This is a genomic window from Nocardioides sp. (assembly GCF_025964975.1).
Taxonomy (GTDB): Bacteria; Actinomycetota; Actinomycetes; order Propionibacteriales; family Nocardioidaceae; genus Nocardioides.
In genome coordinates this window covers 32,650-58,589 of the sequence record NZ_JAOPXV010000192.1, presented here as the reverse complement: position 1 = coordinate 58,589, position 25,940 = coordinate 32,650, and the positions used below count along the sequence as shown (strand labels likewise).

General features: G+C 69.0%; 26 protein-coding genes and 1 tRNA gene. 13 read left to right on the top strand and 14 right to left on the bottom strand.

Annotation, left to right across the window (positions count from 1 at the left end; all coding sequences use genetic code 11):
• The coding region (locus tag JWN68_RS15050; protein ID WP_297740338.1) for an AAA family ATPase at positions 1-795 on the bottom strand (795 nt) is incomplete at its 3' end.
• A 99-nt stretch (positions 796-894) separates the two neighbouring features.
• Here JWN68_RS15050 and JWN68_RS15045 point away from each other — a divergent pair.
• Genes JWN68_RS15045 through JWN68_RS15025 form a run of 5 tightly spaced genes read left to right on the top strand, consistent with a single transcriptional unit; the run spans position 895 to position 4,962 of the window.
• Entirely contained in the window at positions 895-1,938 is a 1,044-nt protein-coding gene (locus JWN68_RS15045; protein ID WP_297740336.1) for a hypothetical protein, read from the top strand.
• Positions 1,935-2,735 carry an SURF1 family protein gene (locus tag JWN68_RS15040; RefSeq protein WP_297740334.1) on the top strand — a complete coding sequence of 267 codons (801 nt, stop codon included), beginning with the start codon at positions 1,935-1,937 and terminating at the stop codon, positions 2,733-2,735. The genes JWN68_RS15045 and JWN68_RS15040 overlap by 4 nt, the downstream gene beginning before the upstream one ends.
• Positions 2,732-3,088 carry a DUF3817 domain-containing protein gene (locus JWN68_RS15035; protein ID WP_297740333.1) on the top strand — a complete coding sequence of 119 codons (357 nt, stop codon included), beginning with the start codon at positions 2,732-2,734 and terminating at the stop codon, positions 3,086-3,088. The genes JWN68_RS15040 and JWN68_RS15035 overlap by 4 nt, the downstream gene beginning before the upstream one ends.
• Before the next feature lie 3 nt (positions 3,089-3,091).
• Positions 3,092-3,952, top strand: coding sequence for a patatin-like phospholipase family protein (locus JWN68_RS15030; protein WP_297740332.1), 861 nt, complete (start codon positions 3,092-3,094; stop codon positions 3,950-3,952).
• Complete coding sequence (locus JWN68_RS15025) at positions 3,949-4,962, top strand: 1-acyl-sn-glycerol-3-phosphate acyltransferase (RefSeq protein ID WP_297740331.1); 1,014 nt, start codon at positions 3,949-3,951, stop codon at positions 4,960-4,962. The genes JWN68_RS15030 and JWN68_RS15025 overlap by 4 nt, the downstream gene beginning before the upstream one ends.
• Positions 4,963-5,214: 252 nt before the next feature.
• Here JWN68_RS15025 and JWN68_RS15020 read toward each other — a convergent pair whose 3' ends face one another.
• Complete coding sequence (locus JWN68_RS15020) at positions 5,215-5,991, bottom strand: hypothetical protein (RefSeq protein ID WP_297740329.1); 777 nt, start codon at positions 5,989-5,991, stop codon at positions 5,215-5,217.
• A gap of 127 nt (positions 5,992-6,118) precedes the next feature.
• Here JWN68_RS15020 and JWN68_RS15015 point away from each other — a divergent pair, with 127 nt between their 5' ends.
• Both JWN68_RS15015 and JWN68_RS15010 read left to right on the top strand, forming a co-directional pair.
• Entirely contained in the window at positions 6,119-6,625 is a 507-nt protein-coding gene (locus tag JWN68_RS15015) for a peptidylprolyl isomerase (protein ID WP_297740327.1), read from the top strand.
• 137 nt (positions 6,626-6,762) lie between these two features.
• Positions 6,763-7,584 carry a rhomboid family intramembrane serine protease gene (locus JWN68_RS15010; RefSeq protein ID WP_297740325.1) on the top strand — a complete coding sequence of 274 codons (822 nt, stop codon included), beginning with the start codon at positions 6,763-6,765 and terminating at the stop codon, positions 7,582-7,584.
• A gap of 275 nt (positions 7,585-7,859) precedes the next feature.
• On the opposite strand, the gene JWN68_RS15005 is transcribed toward JWN68_RS15010, so the two are convergent.
• Entirely contained in the window at positions 7,860-8,312 is a 453-nt protein-coding gene (locus JWN68_RS15005) for a cell division protein CrgA (protein WP_297740323.1), read from the bottom strand.
• 66 nt (positions 8,313-8,378) lie between these two features.
• Here JWN68_RS15005 and JWN68_RS15000 point away from each other — a divergent pair, with 66 nt between their 5' ends.
• A complete protein-coding gene (locus JWN68_RS15000; protein ID WP_297740321.1) occupies positions 8,379-9,170 on the top strand; it encodes a DUF881 domain-containing protein in 792 nt (263 codons plus the stop codon).
• A 51-nt stretch (positions 9,171-9,221) separates the two neighbouring features.
• Here the strand turns inward: JWN68_RS15000 and pknB are convergent, their stop codons facing one another.
• From pknB to JWN68_RS14965, 7 genes are read right to left on the bottom strand one after another with little or no spacing between them, the layout of a single operon-like run.
• A complete protein-coding gene (gene pknB, locus JWN68_RS14995) occupies positions 9,222-11,054 on the bottom strand; it encodes a Stk1 family PASTA domain-containing Ser/Thr kinase (RefSeq protein ID WP_297740319.1) in 1,833 nt (610 codons plus the stop codon).
• A gap of 9 nt (positions 11,055-11,063) precedes the next feature.
• The gene (locus JWN68_RS14990) at positions 11,064-12,554 is read right to left on the bottom strand and encodes a protein kinase (protein ID WP_297740317.1); all 1,491 of its coding nucleotides are present in this window, start codon (positions 12,552-12,554) and stop codon (positions 11,064-11,066) included.
• Positions 12,551-14,008, bottom strand: coding sequence for a penicillin-binding protein 2 (locus JWN68_RS14985; protein WP_297740315.1), 1,458 nt, complete (start codon positions 14,006-14,008; stop codon positions 12,551-12,553). The genes JWN68_RS14990 and JWN68_RS14985 overlap by 4 nt, the downstream gene beginning before the upstream one ends.
• Positions 14,005-15,402, bottom strand: coding sequence for an FtsW/RodA/SpoVE family cell cycle protein (locus JWN68_RS14980; RefSeq protein ID WP_297740313.1), 1,398 nt, complete (start codon positions 15,400-15,402; stop codon positions 14,005-14,007). Before JWN68_RS14980 ends, JWN68_RS14985 begins: the two co-directional genes overlap by 4 nt.
• Complete coding sequence (locus JWN68_RS14975; protein ID WP_297740311.1) at positions 15,395-16,660, bottom strand: protein phosphatase 2C domain-containing protein; 1,266 nt, start codon at positions 16,658-16,660, stop codon at positions 15,395-15,397. Before JWN68_RS14975 ends, JWN68_RS14980 begins: the two co-directional genes overlap by 8 nt.
• Before the next feature lie 7 nt (positions 16,661-16,667).
• Positions 16,668-17,150 (bottom strand): FHA domain-containing protein, encoded by a 483-nt coding sequence (locus JWN68_RS14970; protein ID WP_297740309.1) that lies wholly within the window; start codon positions 17,148-17,150, stop codon positions 16,668-16,670.
• A 3-nt stretch (positions 17,151-17,153) separates the two neighbouring features.
• Positions 17,154-17,855 (bottom strand): DUF3662 and FHA domain-containing protein, encoded by a 702-nt coding sequence (locus tag JWN68_RS14965; RefSeq protein ID WP_297740306.1) that lies wholly within the window; start codon positions 17,853-17,855, stop codon positions 17,154-17,156.
• Positions 17,856-18,089: 234 nt separating this feature from the next.
• Between JWN68_RS14965 and JWN68_RS14960 the strand changes: the two genes are divergently transcribed.
• Positions 18,090-18,172, top strand: a tRNA-Leu gene (locus JWN68_RS14960).
• Positions 18,173-18,230: 58 nt separating this feature from the next.
• Here JWN68_RS14960 and JWN68_RS14955 read toward each other — a convergent pair.
• A complete protein-coding gene (locus JWN68_RS14955; RefSeq protein WP_297740304.1) occupies positions 18,231-18,905 on the bottom strand; it encodes an isochorismatase family protein in 675 nt (224 codons plus the stop codon).
• A gap of 186 nt (positions 18,906-19,091) precedes the next feature.
• Here JWN68_RS14955 and JWN68_RS14950 point away from each other — a divergent pair, with 186 nt between their 5' ends.
• Genes JWN68_RS14950 through JWN68_RS14935 form a run of 4 tightly spaced genes read left to right on the top strand, consistent with a single transcriptional unit; the run spans position 19,092 to position 22,475 of the window.
• Complete coding sequence (locus JWN68_RS14950; protein WP_297740302.1) at positions 19,092-20,066, top strand: ABC transporter substrate-binding protein; 975 nt, start codon at positions 19,092-19,094, stop codon at positions 20,064-20,066.
• A gap of 19 nt (positions 20,067-20,085) precedes the next feature.
• The gene (locus JWN68_RS14945; RefSeq protein ID WP_297740300.1) at positions 20,086-20,868 is read left to right on the top strand and encodes an ABC transporter permease; all 783 of its coding nucleotides are present in this window, start codon (positions 20,086-20,088) and stop codon (positions 20,866-20,868) included.
• Entirely contained in the window at positions 20,865-21,647 is a 783-nt protein-coding gene (locus JWN68_RS14940; protein ID WP_297740298.1) for an ABC transporter permease, read from the top strand. The genes JWN68_RS14945 and JWN68_RS14940 overlap by 4 nt, the downstream gene beginning before the upstream one ends.
• 3 nt (positions 21,648-21,650) lie before the next feature.
• On the top strand, positions 21,651-22,475 hold the full coding sequence (locus JWN68_RS14935) for an ABC transporter ATP-binding protein (protein ID WP_297740296.1): 825 nt from the start codon (positions 21,651-21,653) through the stop codon (positions 22,473-22,475).
• A 351-nt stretch (positions 22,476-22,826) separates the two neighbouring features.
• Here the strand turns inward: JWN68_RS14935 and JWN68_RS14930 are convergent, their stop codons facing one another.
• From JWN68_RS14930 to JWN68_RS14920, 3 genes are all read right to left on the bottom strand, one after another.
• Entirely contained in the window at positions 22,827-23,351 is a 525-nt protein-coding gene (locus tag JWN68_RS14930; protein ID WP_297740294.1) for a hypothetical protein, read from the bottom strand.
• Positions 23,352-23,391: 40 nt separating this feature from the next.
• Positions 23,392-24,456, bottom strand: a complete 1,065-nt coding sequence (locus tag JWN68_RS14925) for a Rieske 2Fe-2S domain-containing protein (RefSeq protein WP_297740292.1) — start codon at positions 24,454-24,456, stop codon at positions 23,392-23,394.
• 531 nt (positions 24,457-24,987) lie between these two features.
• Entirely contained in the window at positions 24,988-25,764 is a 777-nt protein-coding gene (locus JWN68_RS14920) for an IclR family transcriptional regulator C-terminal domain-containing protein (RefSeq protein ID WP_297740290.1), read from the bottom strand.
• Positions 25,765-25,940: the final 176 nt, after the last annotated feature.

Below are 25,940 nucleotides of genomic sequence, written 5' to 3'. Positions count from 1 at the left end.
GCCCCGCGCCGACAGGCCGAGCTTGACGTGCGGCTGGCGACGCGACTCCTCGGCCAGCTCGGCGACGTAGCCCACGACGGCGGGGTCGACGTAGACCTGGTCGGCGAGCCCGCTCATCTGCGAGATGGTGGCGGCCGTGATCACCGGCGTGACCAGCGACGCCCGGTCGCGCACGGCCGCGTTCATGAGCAGCTCGATCGTCGCCGCACGGTCGGGGTAGCCCATCGACGTCTTCATCAAGAACCGGTCGAGCTGGGCCTCGGGCAGCCGGTAGGTCCCGGCCTGCTCGATCGGGTTCTGCGTCGCGATCACCATGAAGGGCTGGGGCACGTCGTGGGTGACCCCGTCGACGGTCACGTGCCCCTCCTCCATCACCTCGAGCAGCGCGGCCTGCGTCTTGGGGGACGCCCGGTTGATCTCGTCGGCCAGCACGATGTCGTGGAAGATCGGGCCCTGGTGGAAGTCGAAGGTGCCCTTGTGCTGGTCGTAGACGGTCACACCGGTGACGTCGGTGGGCAACAGGTCCGGGGTGAACTGGATGCGGGCGTGGCTGCCCTCGATGGTGTTGGACAGTGCGCGGGCCAGCATCGTCTTGCCGGTCCCGGGGAGGTCCTCGAGCAGCAGGTGGCCCTCGGAGAGCAGGCAGGTGAGCGCGAGTCGGACCACGTGGTCCTTGCCGAGGACGGCCAGGCCGATGTTGTCGGCCATCTTGGTGAAGGCCCCGGCGAACCAGGTCGCCTCCTCGCCCGTCAGCGACCCGGTCGCCGCGGTCGCGGTGCCACTCGTCACAGTCATCTCGCGCGGTCCCTCTCCAGCACGACCGCCGGTGGCGATCCCAGTGTCGAAGGGTACGCGGGCTCACGCCGCTCGTATGCCGAGTGGCAGACTCACGCCGTGTTTTTCCCGACCGGCCCGACGCCGCGCGCCCCTCGATGGCCGGCGTGGTGCCTCGCGGCCCTCATGCTGACCGTTCTGGCTGGGTGCGGCGACGACCCCGAGCTGAGGCCGCAGTCGTTGCCGCCCAGGGCCGCCGCGACCATCCCGGCCTACGACGTCGACGCGGAGATCGCCGTCGGCGCGGCAGCCCTGTCGCTGGTCCCTGCCGATGCCACCGCGATCACCGTGACCGACTTCGACCAGGTGCGGGCCACCCTGGGGGTGCCCCACCTGACCAGCGACGACCCGATGAGCGATCGGAGGGACTTCTGGGAGCGGGCGCGCCGCGAGTCGGTGCTCCTGGCCGAGGGCATGCTGCTCGACGACGGCTCCGAGCTGATGCTCGACCACGGCTTCACCCAGGACGACGTCGACTGGGAGGCGCACTTCACGACTCCCGCCGGCAAGGGCTGGATCCTCGGCTTCCGCGCCGACCTCGACATGGGCGCCGTACAGGCAGCAGTGGACGCAGGTGTCGCCGGCCTCGCGGGCGGTGTCGTCGACACCGCGCAGCACCTCGTCTCGCTCGGCGCGGTCTCTTCGTCAGACACGGATGTGGACACGTGGGGCACGATCGAGGGCATCGCCGACCTCACCCACGACGCCCCCGCGGAGTCGACCTACTACCGCGCCGGGTGCGTGCCGCTGAGTACGGCGCTGGGGCCGGACGCCCACATCGAGGACCAGGAGGCCGTGGTGAGCGCACACGACCCGACCGACCTCGACCCCCTGTCCGCCGTCGCCATGAGCTTCAACGACGGCCTGGCCACGGCCCGGCTCGGCCCGGAGCGCCCCGACCTCTTCGACCGCGCCGAGCTCGCGACCGACTTCCCGACAGTGGGTCACCTCGGCTTCGAGGACGCCTTCGTGGACGGTGTGGTCGACCCGTCGACGGGACGCATCGGCTACTCCGTCGTGGAGCCCGGCGCAGCCGCGAGGGCCACGCTGACCGACCTGCTGCCGTTCGCGGTGTGCAACGAGGTGAAGCCGATGGGCCTGTGAGCGAAGCCGACGGCCACGGGGGCCCGGACCAGACAGCGCACGGTGACGAGGTGGTCGTCGTGCGAGGTGGCCATCAGCGCTCGAGGGTTCGCCTGATCGGCCCCACCCTGCTTGCGATCGTGCTCGTCGCGATCGCGGCCGCACTGGGCTGGTGGCAGCTCGAGGCCTGGCAGCAGCGGCGCGCCGCCGAGGCCCGCGACCTCACCCAGCTCGACCCGGTGCCGCTGCGCGACGTGATGGGACCGGACGACCCGTTCCCCGGCAACGACGTCGGTCGGCCGGTCACCATCGAGGGGGAGTGGTTGCCCGAGGGGTTGTTCTTCGTGTCCGGCCGCGAGCTCGACGATCGCGACGGTTTCTGGCCCGTCGTCCCGATCGCCGTCGGCGATGCCGGCCAGCCTGCGATCCCCGTCGTCCTCGGCTGGACAGAGTCCGTCGACGACGTGGTGGCGCCGACCGGGCGCGGGGAGGTCACCGGCTGGCTGCAACCGCCCGACGGCAACGGCTCGGTCGACGACGACCCCGACGACGACGTGGTGCCCCAGCTCCGCACAGCCGACGCGATCCAGCGCGTGGAGAACGACCTCTACAGCGCCTACGCCATCGCCACCGACCCCACCGCAGGCCTGTCGCCCGCCTCCCTCGATGCGCTCCCGCCCGTGGGGCGCTTCACCGCGCTGCGCAACCTGCTCTACGCCCTGGAGTGGTGGGTCTTCGGCGGCTTCGCCGCGTTCATCTGGTGGCGCTGGGTCCGCGACGAGCAGGCCACCGGACGCGTGACAGACTCCCCGACGTGAAGGCCGCCCTGCTCCGCTACCGCGTCATGGCCACCGTCGTCGGTGTGCTGCTCGTCGTCCTGTGCCTGGTCGGTCTGCCGCTGCACTACGGCTACCTCCTGTTCCCCGAGGCGATGCCGCAAGGTGGCACGGCCTACGAGATCGGCGCCGGCATCTCGCAGTACCTCGGCGTCGCGCACGGCTGGCTCTACCTCATCTTCCTCATCGTCGCGTTCATGCTGGGTCGGCGCGCAGGCTGGGAGATGCCCTACCTCGTGGTCACCCTCATCTGCGGCACCATCCCGCTGCTCTCGTTCTGGGCCGAGCACCGCGCCACCCAGCGGGTCCGGTCCGAGCACGCAGAGCTGGCCTGACCCGTGACCACCGCATTCGTGCTGGGCGGTGGTGGGGTGCTGGGGGCGGTCGAGGTCGGCATGCTCCGCGCGGTCTTCGAGCGGGAGATCACCCCCGACCTCGTGCTGGGGACCAGCGTAGGTGCCCTCAACGGCGCGATGGTCGCGCGCGACCCCACCCTCGCCGTGATCGACCGGCTCACCGACCTGTGGGCCACCACCGCGCAGGCGGGTTCGACCGACGGCGTCGACCTCTTCCGGGAGCGACCGCTGCGGACCGTACGCCGCGTCGTGGCCACCGGCGGTCGCAACATCTACTCCTCGAAGCCGCTCACCGAGCGCCTGATGGACGAGTTCGGCGACCTGACCTTCGAGGACCTCCCGGTCAGGTTCGGCGTCTGCGCGGCCAGCATCGAGCGAGCCGCCGAGCACTGGTTCACCAGCGGCCCGCTCGTGCCCGCCATCGTCGCCAGCGCGGCCGTCCCGGGCCTGCTCCCGCCCGCGCGGGCCACGACGGAGTACGGCGAGGAGCACTTCCTCGACGGCGGCATCGTCAACTCCATCCCCGTGGGCCGCGCTGCAGCGCTCGGAGCGACGCGGATCTTCGTGCTCCAGGTCGGCCGGATCGACCGCCCGCTCCAGGTGCCGAGACGACCGTGGGAGGTCGCCCGGGTCAGCTTCGAGGTGGCCCGTCGTCACCGCTTCATGCGCGAGCTGGCGGAGATCCCCGACGACGTCGAGGTGCACGTCCTACCCGCTGCCGGGACGTCGCCCAAGGACGACACCATGCTCGCCTTCCGCGACTTCAACTCCGTGCAGCGGCGCATCGATGCGACGTACGCCGCGTCTCGGACCTACCTCGACGAGCACCTGGCCGCCCGATGACCTGGGCGCTGCGACGGTTCGTGATCGCGCCGACGCTCGTGCTGATCACGACGTTCCTCGTGGTGACCCTGCCGCTGTGGCTGATCGCCACCCTGGCCCTGTCGCCGCTGCTGCCGGGACGCTGGCGCGCGCTGAGGCTGCTGTGGGTGGCGATGCTCTACCTCGTCGCCGAGTCGCTGCTGCTGCTGGTCCTGCTCGGGCTGTGGCTGGCCTCCGGCTTCGGCTGGCGGCTGCGCTCGCCCTACTTCGCCGGCATCCACTACGACCTGGCGCAGTGGGTGCTCGTGCTGTTCTTCGGTGAGGCGAAGCGGGTGCTCGCGCTGCGGATCCGCACCGACGGCCCGGGCCCCGACGCGCACCCGGACAAACCGATCCTGGTCTGCTGTCGCCACGCCGGCCCGGGCGACTCGTTCACGCTGATGTATGCCCTGCTGCACTGGTACGGCCGTGAACCCCGCGTGGTGCTGAAGGACACGCTGGCGTGGGACCCGGCGATCGACGTCCTGCTCAACCGGATCCCGTCCGCCTTCATCTCCACCAACCCCGGCCCCGGCGAGGACTTCGAGAGCAAGATCGCGCGACTCGCGAGCGGCCTCGACTCCAACGATGCCTTCGTGATCTTCCCCGAGGGCGGCAACTTCACCGCCGCGCGCCGCGAGCGGGCGATCGCCCGGCTGCGCAAGCTCGGACTGGGGAGGATGGCCGACCGGGCAGAGCAGATGACCAACGTGCTCGCGCCGCGTCCGGGCGGGTTCCTGGCCGCGCTCGACGCGGCGCCAGAGGCGGACGTGGTGCTCGTCGCGCACACAGGCCTGGACCACATGCTCACGGTCACCGACGTGTGGCGTGAGCTGCCGATGGACAAGGAGCTCATCATGCGCTGGTGGGAGGTGCCCCGATCGGAGATCCCGGACGGTCGCGACGAGCGGATCGAGTGGCTCTTCGACTGGTGGGAGAAGATCGACGCCTGGATCGACGACAACCGGCCGCAGGACCTGCCGCGGCGTTGACCTCGCGGAGCCTCGGACCAGTCGTTGTCCGGCGAGCGCCAACCGGAGCGTCAGCAGGCGGCGTACGGCGACTTCATCACGTCCGACGCGCCGGCGGTGGGTCTCGGACTCCATGGGCGGGTCGTCACCTTCACTCGTGTTGCAACCCGCGTGAACGTTCGATTCCCCCGGCTACCCGGGGGATCAGCGGGGCAAGCGCCACAACGCAGCGAGCCCCGGACCAGGACGGTCCGGGGCTCGCGAGCGGAAGGGTCAGGACTTCTTCTGGTCCGGCACGTCGTCGACGTCGACGACCTCGGCCGGGGCGTCGGGCGTCGACACCTCGTGCGGGGTGTCCACGGCGTCGCTGAGCGCCTCACCGGGCGCACCGCCACCGACGTCCTCGGTGGCGTCCGCCGCGTCCGTCGCGGTCGGGGTCGCCGGGTCGACCGAGGTGAGCGGGTCGCTCAACGGGTCACCATGAGGACGGGAGGAGGGTGCGGACGGCCTGGGTGCAGCAGCGGGCTTCGTCGGCGGGGTGGGCGCTGCCTTCGGTGCCGGCGGCGGGGTCGGGGTGTAGGACGACTGCCAGTTGTCCGTGCCGGCCGACTTCTTGCGCAGCTTGCCGGCGATCGCACCACCGATGGCGAGCAGACCGGTGAGAAGCAGGAGCTTCTTCCACTTCGAGGTGGGCTCGGGCTCGGGCTCGCGGCGCAGCTCGGCGACCTTGGCGGCGGCGAAGTCGCGGGACGCGGCTGCGGTGCCTGCTGCCATCGCGGCGGTCGCGACAGCGGCCTCGGCGGCGCGGGCACGTCCCTCGGTCAGGATCGGGCCGGCCTTCTCGTGGGCGTCGTGCAGGAGAGGTACGGCGCGATCGCGCGCGTCGGCGAAGACGGGTGCCGCCTTGTCGCGTGCGTCGGCGATTGCCGGGCCTGCCTTGTCTCGCGCTGTCTCCAGCGCGGCCTCGAGCTGCGGGATGACGGTCTCTGCGACGGACTCCACATAGTCGTGGGCCCGGTCCATGATCGACTTCTGCCTGCCGATGCGCATTGCGTGGCCTCCTAGATGGTTAGGTCTCCATCTCACCATGTCCCCCATGAGCCGACCAGCCCCCCGTCGGGTGAACGGCCTCATGGCAGGATCGAGGGCGAAGACCACCAACGCGAGAGGCACTCCCATGGCGGACCCCAAAGCCACCCTCAAGACCAACCAGGGTGACATCGTCATCAACCTGTTCCCCAACCACGCTCCCGAGACCGTTGACAACTTCGTCGGTCTCGCCGAGGGCACCAAGGAGTACACCGCGGGCGACCGCTCCGGCCCGTTCTACGACGGCCTCGGCTTCCACCGTGTCATCGAGGGCTTCATGATCCAGGGCGGCTGCCCCCAGGGCACCGGCACCGGCGGCCCGGGCTACACCTTCAAGGACGAGATCCACCCCGAGCTCGTCTTCGACAAGCCCTACCTGCTCGCCATGGCCAACGCCGGCCCCGGCACCAACGGCTCGCAGTTCTTCATCACCCTGGGGGCCACCCCCTGGCTGAACCGCAAGCACACGATCTTCGGCGAGGTCGCCGACCAGTCGTCGCGCGACGTGGTCGACAAGATCGGCAACACCCGCACCGGTGCGGGTGACCGCCCGGTCGACGCCGTGGTCATCGAGTCCGTCACGATCGAGCGCTGAATCACTCCCCCACACCGCCGATGAGTGCCACGACTCCTCCGGAGTCCGCCGCCGGCGTGCCGATCTGCTATCGGCACGCCGGCCGTGAGACCTGGATCCGCTGTCAGCGGTGTGAGCGACCGATCTGCCCTGACTGCATGCGCGACGCCTCCGTCGGCTTCCAGTGCCCCTCCTGCGTCAAGGAGGGCTCGAAGCAGACGCGGTCCGGGCGCGCGACGTACGGCGGACGCCGCTCGGACAACCCGACGCTCACCTCGAACGTCCTGATCGGTGTCAACGTCGCCGTCTGGCTGGCGGTGCTGGTGACGGGTTTCGCCGCCAGCCAATTGGTGGATCTGCTGGGGCTGCTGCCGCGTGGTCGTTGCGACGCGCCTGGCGGCGGGTTCTTCCCGGGCGCTGCGGACGCCCAGACGTGCGCCTTGGCGACCCCTGGCACATGGGTGCCCGGCGTCGCCGACGGAGCGTTCTGGCAGCTCGTCACCAGTCAGTTCCTGCACGTGCAGCCGTGGCACATCGCCGCCAACATGCTGGCCCTGTGGTCGCTGGGGCCCGAGGTGGAGCGGTCCTTCGGGCGGGCGCGCTTCCTCGCGCTCTACCTGCTGTCCGGCCTGGCCGGCTCCGTCGCCGTGCTGTGGTTCTCCGCGCCGGTCGATCTGACGCTGGGGGCCTCTGGGGCCATCTACGGACTCTTCGGGGCCATCGCGGTGATCACCTTCAAGGTGAAGGCTGACCTGCGCAGCATCGGCGTGCTGCTGGCAATCAACGTGTTCATCACGTTCGCCGTACCCAACATCTCCTGGCAGGGCCACCTCGGCGGGCTCCTGGGAGGCGCGGCGATCGCCGCGATCATCGTCTACTCACCCCGCGCGCGCCGTACACAAATCCAGGTCCTCGGCCTGGTCGGCATCACGGCCCTGCTCGCGGCGCTGATCGCGCTGCGCATCGACACCCTCGGCTGAGGCCTCGGGATCCTCCCTCGTCGCGTTCAGTTCCCCCGGCTACCCGGGGGAGTAGAAGGTTCGCACGTGTTGCAACACGTGCGAACATGACGGAACCCCGGCTACCCGGGGGATCAGCGGCGGTTGGGCGGTACGGCGACGGGCGTCGTACACAGGTGTGGAATGCCCTGTGGATAACTACACCCGTGTAGTTCACCTGCATCGGGCAACGAAATGCAGAGAGCCGCCGGCCCGACAGGACCGGCGGCTCTCGCGAGACGAGTGGGAGCGGGAGCCTACTCCCAGCGCGTGGCGTAGGTGAAGCCGACCGCCATGAAGGCGATGCCGACACCGAGGTTCCACTGGCCGAGGTCGTTGAAGACCCACAGCGGGGTGAGGTCGTCGGAGAAGACGTAGAAGGTGCAGATCCACAGCAGGCCGATCAGGAAGCAGCCGAGCATGCCGACCACGACGCCGCGGCCGCGACCCAGCGGGGTGCTCGGGTGCGCAGCGACGGCCAAACCGACGAGCAGCGCGCCGAAGCCGATGACGTAGTTCCACAGGCCGAGGTCGGCGATCGCCTTGGGCTTGCCCTCGGGGACCGGGAAGACCGAGGGATCCGGGCGCACGGAGACGTAGTAGAAGGCGATCCACGCGATGCCGCCGATGATCAGCAGCAGCGCGATCACGAACCTCACCGTGAGGATCTTCGCCTCGGTCTCGACGTACGCCGCGTTGGACTTGGCCACAACTACTCCCTGGAAGGCTGATGGGACTGCGGCGGGGGCACCCACCGGGGGGTTAGCGTAGTCGGCATGTCCCCGGAGTCCGACTCGCGCCCCACCGCTGGGGCGCACAGCCACCAGGGCAAGCGGCTGGCGCTCGGATGGCGGATCGGGACGCCGGTGATGGTGCTGCTCAGCGGCGCCCTGTTCGCCACCAGTGCCGAGCACAGTGGCGGCACCGACCTGCGTGCCGGGCGTTACACCGACCTCGCCTCGGTCGTGCTGGCAGAGCGCCGTACGGCCGACGAGCTGATCGCCGAGGTGACCAGCCTGACCACGCAGGTCCAGACCTTGAGCGCGGGGCTCGGCGACCGCAGCGTCGACCGTGCACAACGTCAGATCGAGCTGCTCTCCGACCCGGCCGGCCTCACGGCCCGGACCGGGCCTGCCGTCAAGGTGACCCTGTCGGACGCACCACCGGACGTGCTGGACGACACGACCCGCGACCCCCTCGACGTGATCGTGCACCAGCAGGACATCCAGGCAACGGTCAACGCCCTGTGGCGCGCCGGCGCCGAAGCGGTCACCGTCCAGGGCCAGCGGCTGATCTCCACGACCGGCATCAAGTGCGACGGCAACTCCGTGAGCCTGCAGGGACTCTCCTACTCCCCGCCCTACGAGATCGTCGCGATCGGCGTGCCGACCAGGCTGGTCACCTCGCTCGAGAGTGACAGCTATCTCGACATCTATCGCGAGGCGGCCGCCGATCCCCGGGGTGGTGTGGGCTACCAGGTCGAGGTCCTGGCCCAGGCGGTGGCGCCTGCCTACGACGGGCTGCTCGACCTCGGCTACGCGAAGCCGATGCCCGACGCCCAGCGCTGAGAGCCCCGAGCACAGAGCTCAGACCGGCGAGCTGGAGGACGGGGTCCCGGATCAGGGTCGCCGCCGAGCAGACGGCGTGGGCGCCGGCGTGGTCGGAACCGCGGTCGGCGTCGGGGTCTCGGTCGGCACTGGGATCGTCGGGGTCTCGGTCGGCACTGGGATCGTTGGGGTCTCGGTCGGTGTCTCGGTCGGCGTGGGCTCCGGCTTGACGAACGTCGAGACGAAGATCGTGATCGTGGCGCCCTGGTCGGCCGTGCCCCCCTCGGGGATCTGGCGGACCACCGTCCCCTTCGGCTCGGTCGTCTCGGCGGTCGTGACCACCTCGACGTCGAAGCCTGCGGCACGCAACGCGCTCTCGGCCGCCCCCTGCCTGAGCCCGACGACCCTGGGCACCTCGTTGGGGCCCAGGGAGACGAAGAGCGTCACCACGGTCCCCTCCGCCACCTGCTGGCCGCTCTCTGGCTCGGTACGCACGACCGTGTCCTTGGGCTGGTCGGACTCCTCGTCGACGAGCTTGACCTTGAGGTCGTTGCCCTCCAGCAACGTCCGCGCACTCTCCTTGGGCTGGCCGAGGACATAGGGCACCTCGACCTCGGGTGGTCCGAGGGAGAGGGTGAAGCCCACGGCGCTGCCGGGGTCGACGTAGAGGTCGCGGTTGGGGGTCTGCTCGATGACCCGGTCGACCGGCACGCTCTGCGAGGCCCGGGTGTTGACGGTGCCGACACTCAGCCCGGCCTTCCGGATCGCCGCGCGTGCCTCGTTCTCGGTCAGGCCGAGCAGGGACGGGACCTGCTCTCTGTCCACCGGCTGCTCGAACAGCCTCGGAGCGAAGTAGAGCCCAGCAGCGATGAGGCCCACGACGAGGAAGCCGAGGAAGAACAGCAACCCGGTGCGGGAGTCGGAGCCCTGCCCTGACGGCGGTGCGGCCGGCGAGCTGCCGGTGGCCGCTGCGGCCGGGAACAGGGCGGTCGCGGCGGTGGCCGGACCGGGGTCGTCGAAGCTCGCCAAGGGGGGCGGCGCGGCCTGGATCGGGTGGCCCGCGAGGTAGCGCTCGATGTCGGCTCGCATGGCCGCCGAGCTCTGGTAGCGGTCCTCGACCCGCTTGGCCAGCGACTTGAGCACGATCGCGTCGATCTCCGCGTCCAGCGAGTCGTCGTGGTCGGACGGCGGCGAGGGGTTCTCGCGCACGTGCTGGTAGGCCACAGCGACCGGACTGTCCCCGACGAAGGGCGGTCGCCCGGTGAGCAGCTCGTAGAGCAGGCAGCCGGTGGAGTAGACGTCCGAGCGCGAGTCCACCGTCTCACCACGAGCCTGTTCCGGTGAGAGGTACTGCGCCGTACCGACCACGGCGGCGGTCTGGGTCATCGTCGAGCTGGCGTCGGAGACGGCTCGGGCGATGCCGAAGTCCATCACCTTCACGTCGCCGGTCGGCGTGAGCATCACGTTGGCCGGCTTGATGTCGCGGTGGATGATGCCCGTGCGGTGGCTGTAGTCGAGGGCCGCCAGCACGTCGCTGGTGATCTCCAGTGCCCGCTCGGGCAGGATCTTGCGCCCCTCGCGGATGATGTCGCGCAGGGTCCGGCCCTGCACGCACTCCATGACGATGTAGGGCTGCGCCACGTCCGAGCCGTCGGTCGACATCTCCTCGCCGGTGTCGTAGACCGACACGATCGAGGGGTGGTTGAGCGAGGCAGAGGACTGCGCCTCGCGCCGGAAGCGGGCCTGGAAGGTGGCGTCGCTCGCGAGGTCGGTGCGGAGGCGCTTGACCGCGACCGTCCGGCCCAGCCGGGTGTCGCGGGCCTGGCGGACCTCTGCCATGCCGCCTCGGCCCAGCAGCTCGCCGAGCTCGTAGCGGCCGCCGATCACGATCGGCTCAGTGCTCATCGTCGTCTCTCACTCGGTCGTTGCCGTGTCGGTGGGGCTGGTGCCGGGATCCTCGGGCGGGACCGTCTCCTCGGGCTTGCCCGAGACCTTGCCCCAGTAGCTCAGCGTGACGGTGTCGCCCTCGGCCAGGGTCCCCGACGGCTGCACGCTCTCGACGGTGTCCTCCACCTGGTCGCCGGGATTGTCGAGCCGCACCTTCTGCACCTTGAGGCCGAGCTCGCGCAACCTGTCCTCGGCGTCCTTGAGGTCGGAGCCCACGTAGTCTGCCTCGTCCACCTCGATGCCGGTCTCGGCGGGAGGCTCCGTGGGCGTCTCGGTGGCGGTCTCGGCCGGCGGCTCGGTCTCGGCGGGGGCCTCGGTCTGCGTGCGATTGCTCTGCACCGGGGTGGTCGCTGCCTGCCGGCGCTCGGCGTCGTCCGCCGAGATGAGCTGCCAGATGACCAGCGCGCCGACGACGACGACCGCGGCCAGGAGTGCCCAGGGCACCCAGTTCGTACGCCGAGGGCCACCGTTCGCCGGCGGGGGCGTCGACTCCCGGGTGGTCGAGGTCTGCACCGCGGCGGGCGCGGCGGGCAGGACGCTGGTCGGCGGCGGGGCGACGGCAGCCGCGCCCAGCACCTGCGTGGGTGCCTGCGCTGTCGTCGGCGCCACACCGGCGGCCCACTCCGGGTCACGGAGCGCCGCCGCGAAGGCCGCCCCGTCGGCGTACCTCTCGGAGGGCTGCTTCGCCAGCGCCCGGGTCGCCACGGCTGCCAGCGGAGCGGGGACGTGGTCGGGGATCTCCGGGACGGGCTGGCGCAGGTGCGCGAGCGCGGTCGCGACGGCGGTGTCGGCGACGAAGGGCCGGCGGCCCACCAGGCACTCGAAGGCCACGACTCCGAGGCTGTAGACGTCGGAGGCGGCGGTGGCCGTCCCGCCCTCGGCCTGCTCGGGCGAGATGTAGGCCGGAGTGCCCATCACCTGACCGGTCTGGGTCAACGCCAACCCCTCGGCGGCGCGCGCGATGCCGAAGTCGGTGACCTTGATCCGCCGGTCAGGGGTGACGATGAGGTTGGCGGGCTTCACGTCGCGGTGCACGATGCCGGCACGGTGGGCGGCGCCCAGCGCGTCGGCGGTCTGCGCCATCAGGTCGCGCGTGACGTCGGGGTCCATCGGGGCACTCGGGCGCAGCAGGTCGGAGAGAGGCTGGCCCTCGACGAGCTCCATCACGAGGTAGGGACGCGGGGTGCTCGAGCCGTCGAGCGGGGAGGCCTCACCGAAGTCGAAGACGCCGGCGATGCCCGGGTGATGGAGCGAGGCGGCGTGCTGGGCCTCGGTCTCGAAGCGGGTACGGAAGAGCGCGTCGTCGGCATACTCGGCCTTCAACAGCTTCACCGCCACCGGCCGGCCCAGCACCTGGTCGCGACCGCGCCAGACCTCACCCATGCCACCAGTGGCGATCCGGGAGACGAGGGCGTAGCGGTGGGCGTCGTCGGCGAAGCGGTCGTGCTGGACGTTCACTGGGCCATCACCGCCTCCATGATCGCCTTCGCGATCGGCCCGCCCAGGCTGCCGCCCGCGATCTCCTCGCGGGCCGTCTCGCTCGCCTCCACCATCACGGCGACCGCGACCTGGGGGTCGTCGGCGGGCGCGAAGGAGACGAACCAGGCGTACGGCGGCCGGGAGCCGGTCGACTGGGCGGTGCCGGTCTTGCCGGCCACCCGGACCCCCGGGATGGCGGCGACGACAGCCGTGCCGCTGTCGACGGTGGCGACCATCATCTCGGTCAGCTCGTCGGCGGTGTTGCTCGAGACCGCCTGGGAGTACGTCGACGCCTCGGTCTTGTCGAGGAGGGAGGCGTTCGGCGCGCGCACCTCGTCGACGAGGTAGGGCCGCTTCACCTGACCGTCGTTGGCGATCCCGGCGGCGACCATGGCCATCTGCAGCGGAGTGGCGGTGACACTGGACTGGCCGATCCCGGAGAGGGCCGTCTGCGGCGCGTCCATCTCGGGGTAGAGCGAGGGAGCCTGACCCGGCAGGTCCTCGAGCGCGGTCGAGTTGAAGCCGAAGGCCTCGGCCTGCTCGGTCATCGCCTCCGCGCCGAGCTCGTTGGCCAGGCTGAGGAAGCTGACGTTGCAGGAGACCTGCAACGCCTGGGTCAAGGTGATCTTGGTGCCGCCGCAGTTGCCCTGGTCGTAGTTGCCGACCTTGCTGTCCGACTGCGGGAGCTGGAACTGGAAGCCCCCGGGAACGATGGAGTCCTTGTCGTAGTTTCCGGACTCGATGGCGGCGGCCGCCGTGACCAGCTTGAACGTCGAGCCGGGTGGCAGCGTCGTGCCGATGGCGCGGTTGATCAGCGGTGTGGCGGGGTCAGCCTCGAGCCGCTTCCCCTCCGCCTCGACGGCCTGGAGGTCGTGCGAGGCCAGGAGGTTGGGGTCGAACGTCGGCGTCGAGGCCATGGCCAGCACCTTGCCTGTGCTTGGCTCGAGCGCGACCACGGCGCCCTTCGCCTCACCGGACAGGGCCTGCAGCCCCTCGAAGGCGGCGGCCTGCGCGGCCGGGTTGATCGTCAGCTGGACGTTGCCGCCCTTGGGCTCGGCGTTGCTCAGCATGTCGACGAGCCGGGTGACGAAGAGGCGCTCGTCGTCACCGGAGAGCACGTCGCTCTGGGACCGCTCGATGCCGGTCTGGGCGTAGTAGGCGAAGTAGCCCGTGATCGGCGCATACATGAACCGCTGCGGGTAGGTCCGCTGGAAGTCGTACTTGTCGTCCGACGGGACGCTGCGGGCGACGGGGTCCTTGCCCACCAGGATCGCACCGCGCTCGCGGGAGAAGGCGGCGTTGATCACCCGCCGGTTCTTGGCGTCCGCGGCAAGCTCGTCGGCGCGGAAGTACATGACGTAGGAGGCGTTGACCAGCAACGCCAGGAACAGCAGGAGGCAGAAGATCGAGATGGTGCGGATCGGCTTGTTCACGTCAGCTTCACCACCTGGGTGGTCTCGCTGTCGAAGGTGCCACTGAGGTCGGTCATCCTCGGGATGGGTCGGCGGGCCTGGTCGGAGATGCGGATGAGCAGCGCGATGATCACCCAGTTGGCGACCAGCGACGACCCGCCATACGACAGGAACGGCGTCGTCAGGCCCGTGAGCGGGATCAGTCCGGTGACGCCGCCGACGACGACGAAGACCTGCAGCGCGACGATGCTGCCGAGGCCGACGGCCAGCAGCTTGCCGAACCCGTCGCGCGAGATCAGGGCGATGCGCAGGGCACGCTCGACGATGAGGCCGTAGCAGAGGATGACGGCCATGACAGCGGTCAGCCCGAGCTCCTCGCCGATCGCGGCGATGATGAAGTCGGAGTTGGCGTACGGCACGCTCGAGGGCGACCCCTCGCCGAAGCCACGGCCGATGAGCCCGCCCCAGCCCATGCCGAACATGCCCTCCACGAGCTGCCCGCTGCCGGGAGACTCGTAGTAGTAGTCCATCGGGTGCAGCCAGAAGTTGAACCGGTTCTGCACGTTGCCGACGAAGGTGTAGGCGGCCAGCGCGCCACCCGCGAACAGCAGGCCGCCCACGACCAACCAGCCCGGACGCTCCGTGGCGACGTAGAGCGTCACCAGGAAGAGCCCGAAGAAGAGCAGGGACGACCCCAGGTCGTTCTGCGCGACCAGGATCATCATCGAGACGGCGAACATGGCCAGGATCGGTCCGAGGTCCCGTCCGCGCGGCAGGTCGATGAACAGCACCCGTCGTCCCGCCAGTGCCAAGGCGTCCCGGTGCCGGACCAGGTAGCCGGAGAAGGCGACCACCAGGAGCAGCTTGGCGACCTCACCGGGTTGGAAGCTGAAGCCGGCGACGTTGATCCAGATCCGGGCGCCGTTGATCTCGTTGCCGACGATCGGCATGAACGGCAGCAGGAGCAGCGCGATCCCGGCGGCGCCCGAGGTGTAGGTCAGGCGCTGCAGGCTGCGGTGGTCGCGCAGCAGGATGATGGTGACAATGAACAGGACGATTCCCAGCGTCATCCAGGTCAGCTGTTGCTGGGCGAAGCTGTGGGGCTTGTCGACGGCTTCGTAGGCGAGGTCGAGCCGGTGGATGACCGCGAGGCCCAGCCCGTTGAGGGCTGCCACGAGCGGCAGGAGCACGGGATCGGCGTACGGCGCCACCAACCGCACCGCGACGTGGGCCGCGATCGTCAGCGCGGCCAGCCAGCCGCTGTAACCGATGATGTTCGCCGGGACCGTGCCCTGCACGCCCAGGCCGACCGCGACGTAGGCACCGATGCCGACCACCAGGGCGGCCAGCAGCAGGAACAGCTCAGCGCCGCGTCGTGGGCGGTGCACGAAGCCCGGGGCGCCGGGTTCACTCATCCGGGACGTCCTGGAGGGCTGCGTAGTTGTCCACCGTGGCGCGGGCGTCCTCGAGGTCGGTGGCCTCGATGCCCCGGGTCACGGCGTCGGCCTCGATCTCGCTCAGGTTGTTGACGTCGACGTCGCTGACTTCAAAGGGGTGCGCGATGTCGACACCGGGGATCTGGGCGTTGATCCCCCGGAAGATCGTCACCTTGTCGTCCTCGACGCCGACGAAGAACTGGCTCTGGCTCCACGACCACGCGAAGGCCAGGGCGATCCAGGCCAGACCCAGAACCACCGCGGTCGCCAGCAACCGCCTGGACCAGGTGAAGCGGGCCGGCGGGCGCGGGGCGTAGCGGGCAGCCTCGGGGTCGACGGGCTCGACCGGGTCGGCCGGGTCGGCCGGGTCGGGCACCGCGTCGATCTCACCGGTGTCGCCCGTCCGGTGGCCGTGCGCGGCACGGCTCTTCGCGGAGTCGCCGCCGGTGAGGGTGCGCGGCAGCTCGGCAGCAGCACCGACGAGCAGCGGCTCGAGCGGGGGGTCGGGGGGATTCGCGACGACCTCCGCCACGACGCACGTGACGTTGTCGCTGCTGCCCGCCTCGAGGCTGGCGCGGACGATCTCGACCGCGGCGTAGTCGGGCGAGCCGGTGCGCAGGATGTCGGCCATCCGGTCGTCGGTCAGGACACCGCAGGCCCCGTCGCTGCACACGAAGAGTCGGTCCCCGGCCTGGACCGGCAGCTCGAAGAGGTCGGGCTCCTCGTGCCGGATCCCGTCGACGGCCTTGAGGATGAGGTTGCGGTGTGGGTGGGTCCGCGACTGCTCCTCGGTGATCCGGCCCTCGTCGATGAGGCTCTGGACGAACGTGTGGTCGTGGGTGAGCTGGCGCAGCTCACCGTCGCGCATGAGGTAGGCCCGGCTGTCACCGAGGTGTCCGACCGCGACCTTGGTGCCGTCGAAGAGCAGCACGGAGGCGGTGGTGCTGGTGCCGTTGAGCGCGGGGTCCTCGTCGATGAGCTCGGAGATCCGGTCGTTGGCGCGGTGGATGGCGCCGGCGACCTGACCGAGGAGGTCGTCGCTGGGTCGCGCATCGAGCTTGCGCAGGGCCTGGACCGCGGTGGCCGACGCCAGGTCGCCACGAACGGCGCCGCCGACGCCGTCGCAGACGGTCAACAGCCACGGCCCGGCGTATCCGGAGTCCTGATTGTTCTTGCGGATGCGTCCGACGTCGGAGATCGCGGAGTAGTGGAGGAAGAGCGCGTCGGTGTCGGTCACTCGTCCCTCACTTCCGCAGCTCGAGGATCGTCTTGCCGATGCGCACCTGGACGCCGAGCCCGATGGTGGTCGGCTGGGTGATGCGTGCGGCGCCGACGTAGGTGCCGTTGGTCGAGCCGAGGTCCTCCACGAACCACTCGTCGCCGCTGGCGGCGACCCGCGCGTGCCGGGTGGAGACGTAGTCGTCGTCCAGCTTGATGGCGGCGTCGCTGCCGCGCCCGATTAGCAGGGGCGCCTGCGACAGCTCGGCGCGAGCGCCCACGTTGTCGCCCTCGACCACGACCAGGTGGGTCGGCGATCCGCGGCGCGGCGTCGACGCCTTGGCCTTGGACTTGCCAGCCTTGCCGCGGGCCGGGGTCGCGTCCCGGGCGGTCTCGGGCACGCGTGCGCCGAACATGTCGGAGCGGATGACCGAGATGGCTGAGAGGACGAAGATCCACAGGATCGCCAGGTAGGCGAAGCGGATCAGGAAGAGCGTCAGTTCGGACACGCGTCAGTCCCTGCCGTCGGTGTCGGTGAGGTGGACGATCACCGTGGTGCGGCCGATCTTGACCTCGGTCCCGTCGCGCAGGGCGGCGCGCGGGACCTTGGTGCCGTCAACGAGCATGCCGTTGGTCGAGCCGAGGTCGACGACCTCGAGGACGTCGCCGTTGACGAGGAACTCGACGTGCCGACGACTCACGCCGGGGTCGTCGATGCGCAGGTCGGCGTCGGTGCCGCGACCGACCACGAGGCTCGGCCCGCGGAGTGGGTGGCGGGTGCCGTTGACGTCGAGGATGGCCTTCGCCGCCCTCGTCCGGGTGTGGTGGTCGTTGTCGGTGACCTTTGCCTGGGCCTGGCTGCGGATCCGGAAGCGCCCGGTGGTGAGGTCGTCAGAGGCCTCGAAGCCGACGGTGACCGGGCCGGCGAACACGTAGCCCTGCGAGTCGGCGTGGTCCTTGAGCTGCTCGATGAGCTCGCGGCTCATCGCGTCGCCGTACCCCTGCAGGCGCTCGAGGTCGACGGCGGCGAGCTCGACGTGGAAGGTGTTGGGGACCAGGCGCCGGTCCCGGCTGAGGATCTGCGCGTTGTTGTCGCACTCGCGCTGCAGCGCGGCCGCGATCTCCACGGGTTGCACCGCGCTGCGGAAGGCGCGGGCGAAGGCACCGGAGATCAGCTGCTCCAGCCGGTGCTCGAAACGTTGCAGGGCGTTCATTCCTCCAGCGCCTCCTCTCCGGGGTCAGGGGTCAAGAGCGGTGGGTCGTGCGCGCGACAGCATCCGCCGTGGGGGTCCCGCGATGGTGCAGGTGTCGCCGATCGTACTCACCAGCCCCGGGAGGCCGGCTGGCCCGGGCGGCGCGCCTCCCATGTTCTCAGGTGTGCTCCCGTGCCGTGCCCTCGTCCGATTGGGAGCGCCGAGAGCCGTGGGATAGCCTGTGCTCGCTTCTTTGCGCGAGTGGCGGAACGGCAGACGCGCTGGCTTCAGGTGCCAGTGTCCGAAAGGGCGTGGGGGTTCAAATCCCCCCTCGCGCACGTACGTAGACGAAGGCCCCGGTTCTCCGGGGCCTTCGTGCCTGCCGGCTCATCGTGGTCATAGCGCGGGTAGCGCCTTCTCGAGCTGCGCGACGGTGAACACATCAGCGTACTTGTGGTGCAGATCGAACAGGCTCACCTTGTGGGAGAGCTCGCTGCGGTCGAACGTGCAGTCCTCGACGACCACTGCGTGCAGTCCGTAGGAATAGGCATCGACCGCGGTCGCTCGGACGCAACCGCTGGTGCTCTGTCCACAGATCACCAGGGTATCCACCTGCAACCGGGTCAGGTGAGTGATGAGCGGGGTGCCGAAGAAGCAGCTCGCGCGTTCCTTGAGGATGACCCGATCACCGTGTCGCGGAGTGAGTTCCTTGCGAATGTCGTACCACTCGGCCCGGTAGGAACTGTCCTGGCGCAGTGTCGCGCCAGCCGGGTCGGGGGCGGACGTGGAGTAGAAGACCGGAAACTGTCGCTCCCTCGCCATGGCCAGCAGTCGCTGTGTCGGTTCGATCGCTCGATGAGCATGGATTCCCGCGGAGCTCGGGTGCTCGCGAATCACGTCGCGCACCGGGCGGGCGCCCCCTTGATAGGCGAGTTCGTAGAGGTCCACGAGCAGCACCGCAGGCCGTGGTCCCACATGGAGCGGTCGATGGTAGGAACGGTAGATCTCCAGGAGTTCGTCATCGACGACGTCTTGCCAGCAGTGGTCTTCGAACGGGTCCAAGATCAGCATCCTTTTCGTTTGGGATGAGGCGTCACGGCACAAGAAACCGGTCGCTGTCGGCAGAAGTCTATGCAGACAACAACTGGCATGTGTATCGTATAGAGGACAGGTGTTCGCATCGCGCACACAAAGTGCCCGACTTCACAGCGTTTTTCGCCTCCCGGGTTCAACCGGCCGTCCTACGGAGTAGCAACCATGCGCAGACTTACCAAGAGCGTCCTCGGGGCCGCGACCACACTCGTTCTTCTTGCCGCCGCAGGATGCGGTTCCGATTCGAGCGGCGACGGGTCCACCGCCGACGGGACCGACGGCTTGCGCAAGGTCAGTGTCGGGATCATCCCGGTGGTTGATGTGGCGCCGCTGTACCTCGGCGTCGAGAAGGGCTTCTTCGCCGAGCGCAACATCGAGCTCTCGTTGGAGGCGGGCCAAGGTGGCGCTGCCATCATCCCCGGCGTCGTGAGCGGCCAGTTCCAGTTCGGTTCCAGCAACGTGACCTCGTTGATGTTGGCCCGCCACGAAGGGCTGCCGGTGAAGATTGTCGTCTCGGGCAATGCCTCCACGGGTCAGGACCCCGACATCAGCGCGGTGGTGGTCAAGGGCGACAGCGACATCAAGTCGGCCAAGGACCTCGAGGGCAAGACGGTTGCGGTCAACACCCTGAACAACCTTGGCGACACGACCGTGCGCCAGTCCATCCGCAAGGACGGCGGGGACCCCGACGAGGTGGAGTTCGTCGAGCTGGGCTTCCCCGACATGCCGGCGGCGGTTGCCAACGGTCAGATCGACGCAGCCTGGGTGGTGGAGCCGTTCGTGGCGATCAGCAAGAGCCAAGGGGACCGGGTCGTCGCCTGGAACCTGGTCGACACAGCGCCAGATCTGATGCTTTCGGGCTACTTCACGTCGGAGAAGCTGCTGCAGGAGGACCCGGAGCTGGTGGAGGACTTCGTCGCCGCCGTCACCGAGTCGCAGGAGTACGCCATGGAGCACCCTGAGGAGGCGCGTGCAATCGTCAAGACCTACACGGAGATTGCCGATGACGTCCTCGCCGCCCTCACCCTGCCCGTGTGGACCCCGGCCGTGAACCGGGAGTCGACCCAGACGCTGGCAGACCTCGCGATGCAGGACGGTCTCGTGGACCAGCCCGTCGACGTAGCCGCTCTCCTGCACTGACTGAAGTCTGACGCGACGAATGCGTAATACATTCGTGCTCAGGTGGGGGCAGGGCCTGATCGGGCTCGCCGCACTGATCGCAGTGCTCGAGCTCTTGCCGAGGACCAGCTTGGTCTCGGCGAGGTACCTGCCCCCCTTCAGCACCATGATGACGGCGCTGCGGCGCCAACTCGGGGAAGCGTCCTTCTGGTCGGCATTGCTGAACACGGCCCAGGCGTGGGCGATCGGTCTAACGATCGCGATGATTCTGGGCATTGTCCTCGGCCTGGTCATCGGCAGCTTCCCGCTGCTCCGCGAGCTCACGTTCTCGACGATCGAGTTCCTGCGCCCGATCCCCTCGGTGGCGCTCATTCCCCTGGTGGTGCTGATGTTCGGCACCCGCATGCAAGGGACGCTGGTGTTGGTGGTGTACGCCTCCCTGTGGCAGGTCCTGATTCAGGTCCTCTACGGGGTGCAGGACGTCGATCCGGTCGTCCGCGAGACCGCTAGGTCCTATCGCTTCGGGCGCATGGCGCAAGTGCGTCACGTCGTGTGGCCGACAGCCCTTCCCTTCGTCATGACCGGGTTCCGTCTCGCTGCAACCGTGGCTCTGGTGTTGACCATCACTGCCGAACTGGTGATCGGGAGCCCGGGCATCGGCAAGCAGATCGCAGTCGCCCAGTCCAGTGGTGCGGTGGCGACCATGTACTCCCTGGTCATCGTGACCGGGGCCCTGGGCGTTCTCGTCAATCTGCTCGCACGCGCACTCGAGCGGCGCGTCCTGGCGTGGCACCCATCGCATCGATCGGAGGTCATCGCGTGACCGCGGAGAAACTCGCACGCACGGCGACCCTGGGTGCCGCCCTGCCAGCCCTGCTGCTCGCGCTCTGGTGGGTGGCTACCGCTGACAGCACCGATCCATACGTCCCCCCGCTGAGCCTCATCTTCTCGACGTTCCCTGAGACCTGGACGGCCGAGCGGCTACAGCACGACGTCATACCCAGCCTTGCCCGGCTCCTGAGTGGATTCGTGCTTGCCGTCGTCATCGGTGTCGCAGCGGGTGTCGCCGTGGGCAGCTTCCACGGCCTGCGTCACACGCTCGAGCCCGTGCTGGAGTTCCTCCGGGCCATCCCGTCGCCCGTGCTCATCCCCGTCGTCATCTTGTTCGCGGGGATCGACGACACCATGAAGATCCTCGTGATCGTCTACGGCTGCGTGTGGCCGGTGCTTCTGAACACCGTGGAAGGCGTCCGCGCAATTGACAGCGTGCTGACCGACACCAGCCGGTGCTACGGCATCAACCGGTCGGCGAGACTCCGCCATCTCATCCTTCCAGGCGCAAGCCCGCACATCTTCGCCGGCATGCGCCAGGCCCTGTCGCTCTCGATCATCTTGATGGTCATCGGTGAGATGTTCGCGGCGAGCAACGGTCTGGGTTTCAGCATCGTCCAGTTCCAGCGGAGCTTCGCCATTCCCGAGATGTGGACCGGCATCATCGTCCTAGGTCTCGTCGGCATCGCCCTGTCCTTGCTCCTCGGGCTGATCGAGCGCCGTGCACTCGCGTGGTACTTCGGCCTGCGACGTTCCCAACGAAGAGAGTGATCCATGACTTCCACCGTTAGCAAGCCGCCCCTGACCGACACCCGTCCGATGCTCGACGTGCGTGGTCTGAAGAAGGTCTACGGCGGGGGGCGCACCGATCCGGTCGAGGCGGTGCGCGACCTGACATTCAGCGTCGCTCCAGGCGAACTGGTGTGCATCGTCGGGCCGTCGGGCGCCGGCAAGACGACCCTGCTCAAGTGCATCGCAGGACTGATGCAGCCCACAGAGGGAGAGGTCGTGCTCGGGGCACAGACCGTTTCCGGGCCGCCAGCCGGCATGGCAGTCGTCTTCCAGGAGTATGGGCGCAGCCTGTTCCCTTGGCTCACCGTGCGCCAGAACGTCGAGCTGCCGCTGAAGGAGAAGAAGCTCCCCAAGGCGCGACGTACGGAACTGGTGGTCAAGGCGTTGTCCGCTGTCGGGCTGGAGCACGTGCACGACTCCTATCCGTGGCAGCTCTCCGGCGGTATGCAGCAGCGCGTAGCGATCGCGCGAGCCGTCGCCTACGAGCCCCAAGTGCTGTTGATGGACGAGCCCTTCGCTGCCGTGGACGCACAGACGCGCGCGGATCTCGAGGACCTGGTCCGAGAGCTCTGGCGCCGGCTCGGCGTCACCATTGTCTTTGTCACCCACGACATCGACGAGTCGGTGTACCTCGGCCAACGTGTCATCGTGCTGTCCTCGTCACCGACCGTGGTCATGGAGGACGTCACCGTGGATCTGCCGGCCGAGCGGGACCAGATCGGCACTCGTTCGAGCCAGAGGTTCGGCGAACTTCGGACGCGGGTCTACTCGCTGATCCAGCAGGCCAAGCACCACCACGACCTCTGAGTCGTTCCGGCACGGCACCTCGGGCCGGTCGTGGGCCCAGCGCCCACGACCGGCCCGACGGCGTCTCGGGGCCGGGCTCGGCGAGCGTGCACCAGCGCGCCAGGCGTCCCCACCGAGCCACCGAGCCGGTGTGTTCGCGGTCGAACGGGACCTGGGGCTGGCGGAGTCCCGAAGGGGATGCGGCCGCGTGCCGGGAGGCTGTGCGGTGGTCGGAGCAGATCGCTCGGTTGGTGCGGCGCGACGCCGGCGGCGGCAGGTCGATATACGGGTCCCAACGAAGGACATGGGGGCGCCCCTGGGCGGGGGCGAGGCGCTGCGCCGTCGAGCCCCCACGCAGGCGGTGCTCGGCTCCTAGGCTACGACAGCACGCGCGAGCTCGACCAGGCCACCCGGCGCCAACGTCAGGACGACGACCTGGAGGGGAACGAGGACGACGAAGTCGTCACGCGGTCGGGTGATGCGCTGGAAGACGATGAAGTTGAGGAGGAGCAGCAGAGCCCCAACGGCTGCGAGCTGGACCAGAACACCGGAGAAGTACGAGATCGCCACAAGGATCTGGCTGAGGGGGACGACATATCCAATCTCCTTGGCTCGTGGCACCAGGAACCGGGCGACGAAGCTGCGGTAGAGCGCAACCGGGTGCCCCGCAGCGCGAACCCCGATGAGCTGGGCGATCAGGTGGGGCGTTCCCTTGGCAATCGCCTCGACGCCGGACATCAGCCACACGACGCCGGACACGACGGCCAGAAGGGATGCCCAGTGCTCCAGGACCAGATCGCCGGACCGGACGACGTCGTGAAGCGCGGCGACGCCGAACAGGACGGTGGACGACACGATCGCACGCTTGGTGTGCGCCGTCAGGGCCGTTGATCTCACGTGCAGGTGTCCTCGAGGAAGGGAGGTGGCGGCAGCCGATCTACGGCTTGGAGGTTGCGGGTGCTTCGGGCGTGCGGCGCGCCGTCTCTGAACTCCACTTGCGCCAGGTGGTGACGGAGATGTCGGGCCGGAACAGTTTCTCCGGCGGGATGCTCATCATGGAGACCATGCGATCGTCTTCCCACCGGTTGAGCATGATGTGGTGGAAGGGCCTGACGTAGGCGTGGTAGTAGAGCTTCCACCAGGCCTTGCCGAGACGGGAGGGCCACTTTGCCGAGACCATGACAGCGAGGTGATGGTGCTCGTCGACCGGCACGAAGAACTGGTAGTCACTCCAGGTCTTGTGGCTGATCCTGAAGATCGCGGGCAGCCGAGCAGCGAAAGTCGAGACGCCCCCGCCGACGCGCCACCACTCACGCCCGGGCCAGGACCCGAGCTCGCCGTACGTCTGGCTGTCGAAGACCTGCTTGCCGGTCCGGACGAGCCACTTGCCGTCCTCCGCGACCTCCATCCGGACGTCCGTGGAGTACACCGGGAACTTGCTGAAGAAATAGAAGGGGGTCCGGCGGTGAAGATACTTGGCGTGGGCCTCGTCGACGGCGTTCTCCATGCCGTAGCGCCAGTTGCCCTTGCGCGTCTCGACCATCACCATGGGGACAGTGCCCGCCTTGAGGAGTTCCTCCGGCACGTCCTCCTCGATCGGCGGAGCAGGTGCGTCCCCGATGTAGACCCAGATCAGGCCGGCACGTTCCTCGACCGGGTAGGCGGCGATCCTGACGGACCTCTTCCCACAGATCGGCGAGTCCGGCCCATCTGTGAGCGCAGCGACGAGGTTGCCGTCCTTCAGGTCGTAGGTCCACCCGTGGTAGGCGCACGAGATGGTTCCGGGGAACTGTCTACGTCCCATGGACAGCGGGACCCCGCGGTGGGGGCAACGGTCGTTGAGCGCGTAGGCGCGTCCGTTGTCGCGGACGAGAACGACGTCCTCCCCGAGCAGCTTGACCGCCTGCGGTCGCTTGCCCAGCGATGACGACGCCATGGCGGGGTACCAATAGTTGCGGAAGCCCAGGTGCGCCTCGGCATACTCGGGCCACTGGCCCGTCACCACTATCTTGCTAGCGGACTGTCGATCTTCCACCGCGGTGCGCTCCTTCTGTGACGTCGACCCGTTCGCGAGGTCCAGACCCGCCCGCGACCCGGGCTCTCCGGTTCCGGAAAGGCCCTGTGACCGGGCTTCGCCGTCCGCGGATCCTTGACGTGGGTCCTCGGCCGTCATGGTGCCCGGCAATGTGGCAGGGTCGACGGGTTCTGACGTCGACGAACGACACGAGTGTTCGCTATGCGTACGGTCGTGCCTATTACGAACAGAAGCATAAGTCGATGGTCGGCGTGCGTCAAATGGGTACGCCGTCTGTGCATTCTCGCCGCAACTGGCGCGGCGCTCGCTGCGTGCCGTGCCAGCGATCGGTGGGCGCACCCGACACGAGCGCGAACCCGTCGTCGGCGTCGCGAGCACCTACAACTCGAGCGACGCACATCGCGGACACCTCGTCGCGTCGTGGAGGTGACGACGCAGCTGGCCGTCGATGGCCGATGGACGCGTATGACCGGGGCGTCGCCGCCGATCAGGGGCTGGTCAGGACGGACGGAGGTCGGTCTCGATCCGCTGCGCCGCCTCGAGCAGGAGCGGGAGGAACTGGCGTCGGGCCTTGTCCTTGCTTAAGCGGCTCACGTGTGCCGACACGCTGATGGCCGCGATTACACGTCCTTGGCGGTCGTGCACGGGCGCTGCCAGGGCGCGCAGGCCTTGTTCGATCTCCTGGTCGACGAGGGAGAATCCCTGGTTCCGGACCTGTTTGAGCGCTGCGTGCAGGTCCTCGAGAGTGGCTGCTGCCCCCTCGGGCGCCGTGCTCAGGTCGATGCCGGCGAGGTAGGGATCCAGCTGATCCCTCTCCAGCCCCGCGAGAAGAACCAGGCCCATCGAGGTGGCGTGAGCCGGGAATCGGGTTCCGACGCTGATGGCAACGGTCATGATTCGTGTGGTGGGCACCCGCGCGACATAGACGATCTCGCTGGAGTCCAGAACCGACATCGAAGAGGACTCTCCGGTCTCGCGCACCAGCCACTCAAGGTGTGGTCCGGCGACGCGAGGCAGCGACAGGCTCGAGAGATAGGCGTACCCCAGCTCCAGGATCCGTGGTGCCAGCCGGAACAGCCGGCCGTCGGTGCGCATGTAGCCGAGATCGACGAGCGTCAGGAGGTAGCGACGCGCTGCAGCACGCGTGAGACCCCCTTCACGGGCCACGTCGCTCAACGACATCTCTGCGCGGTGCGGTCCGAAGACCTTGATGACTTGCAATCCTCGGGCAAGCGATTGGACAAAGTGGTCTTCGCGCGGTGAGTCGTCATTCACGTTCCTACCTTTGCACGCCCGGGCGGTTGACGCACGTGGGGGCGATATGAGTACAGTGTGTGCGTGGAAAGCACGTCTGTACGCCTAGCGAACAATGCACCCGTGGGCCGCCTCAGGGTCCCGATGCCTGACCGACCGACGGATCCCACGCCTTTTGCCACCGCTGCAACGGAAGA

Excerpts from the sequence above, each read along its gene's own strand:
- JWN68_RS15025 (WP_297740331.1), top strand. The coding sequence starts at position 3,949 with ATGACCTGGGCGCTGCGACGGTTCGTGATCGCGCCGACGCTCGTGCTG.
- JWN68_RS15020 (WP_297740329.1), bottom strand. The coding sequence starts at position 5,991 with ATGCGCATCGGCAGGCAGAAGTCGATCATGGACCGGGCCCACGACTAT.
- JWN68_RS15015 (WP_297740327.1), top strand. The coding sequence starts at position 6,119 with ATGGCGGACCCCAAAGCCACCCTCAAGACCAACCAGGGTGACATCGTC.
- JWN68_RS15010 (WP_297740325.1), top strand. The coding sequence starts at position 6,763 with ATGCGCGACGCCTCCGTCGGCTTCCAGTGCCCCTCCTGCGTCAAGGAG.
- JWN68_RS15000 (WP_297740321.1), top strand. The coding sequence starts at position 8,379 with ATGTCCCCGGAGTCCGACTCGCGCCCCACCGCTGGGGCGCACAGCCAC.
- pknB (WP_297740319.1), bottom strand. The coding sequence starts at position 11,054 with ATGAGCACTGAGCCGATCGTGATCGGCGGCCGCTACGAGCTCGGCGAG.
- JWN68_RS14980 (WP_297740313.1), bottom strand. The coding sequence starts at position 15,402 with ATGAGTGAACCCGGCGCCCCGGGCTTCGTGCACCGCCCACGACGCGGC.
- JWN68_RS14965 (WP_297740306.1), bottom strand. The coding sequence starts at position 17,855 with ATGAACGCCCTGCAACGTTTCGAGCACCGGCTGGAGCAGCTGATCTCC.
- JWN68_RS14955 (WP_297740304.1), bottom strand. The coding sequence starts at position 18,905 with ATGCTGATCTTGGACCCGTTCGAAGACCACTGCTGGCAAGACGTCGTC.
- JWN68_RS14950 (WP_297740302.1), top strand. The coding sequence starts at position 19,092 with ATGCGCAGACTTACCAAGAGCGTCCTCGGGGCCGCGACCACACTCGTT.
- JWN68_RS14945 (WP_297740300.1), top strand. The coding sequence starts at position 20,086 with ATGCGTAATACATTCGTGCTCAGGTGGGGGCAGGGCCTGATCGGGCTC.
- JWN68_RS14935 (WP_297740296.1), top strand. The coding sequence starts at position 21,651 with ATGACTTCCACCGTTAGCAAGCCGCCCCTGACCGACACCCGTCCGATG.